Here is a 912-nt window from a genome sequence, read left to right as displayed (position 1 = left end):
AATAATGTAAGCATGAAAAAATACAGGTCAAAAAACAAAGAGCAATGAGCTACGAACAGATAAAAGACCTGCCACCACCAGAATTCAAACGGTTATGTGGAGTGCATATTGCCACGTTTAAGAAGATGGTAGAAGTTCTCAAGCCAGAACTAGTTAGAAGCGGGAAAAAAGGTGGACAGCCAAAGTTAGGTGTGGAAGACCACTTACTAGTAGCACTCTCATATTGGCGCGGAGCCGGAGACGCTCCGCCTCCGGGGAATATCGTACTTACTTCCATATTTCTAAAAGTTGGGGTATACATGAGTCCACTGTATGCCGGATAGTACGGAAAGTAGAAAATATCTTGATTAAATCAGGAGCATTCCGACTACCAGGGAAAAAAGAATTGCAAGCAGCCTATGAATGGAAGGTATTGGTAGTAGATGTGACTGAAACACCAATAGAACGCCCAAAAAAAAACAGCGCCGATACTATAGCGGTAAGAAAAAACGACATACTTTAAAGGCACAATTGGTAGTTGACCAAGCTAGTGGCAAAATTCTTTGTACAGCTTATGGAGTTGGTCGCATCCATGACTTTCGTTTATGGAGAAATACCAAGGTCAGATTTCATACTTCACAGTTGTGTTTAGCTGATAAAGGTTATCAAGGTATTGCCAAACTCCATCCCAACAGCTGCATACCCAGTAGGAAACCTCGTGGGGAAGATTTATCTACTCCAGAACGCCAGCACAATCGTCACTTAGCTAGCCTACGTATTGTTGGCGAACATCTCAACCTCGATTGAAGATTTTTCGCATCCTCAAAGAACAATATCGGAATCGTAGAAAACGTTTTGGCTTGCGATGCAATTTGATTGCTGGACTGATTAACTATGAACTTGCTCTTTTTTCTTGATTCATGCAAGAGGTCT

General features: G+C 41.8%; 1 pseudogene. It reads left to right on the top strand.

The window, feature by feature from the left end:
• The first annotated feature begins 44 nt into the window (after positions 1-44).
• Positions 45-896, top strand: a pseudogene (locus tag BV375_RS33070) (IS5 family transposase).
• Positions 897-912 lie beyond the last annotated feature (16 nt).

Origin of the sequence: Nostoc sp. 106C, assembly GCF_002154725.1 — a bacterium.
Lineage (GTDB): Bacteria > Cyanobacteriota > Cyanobacteriia > Cyanobacteriales > Nostocaceae > Aulosira.
The sequence above is the reverse complement of the archived record's forward strand: the minus strand, read 5'-3'. Positions and strand labels throughout refer to the sequence as shown.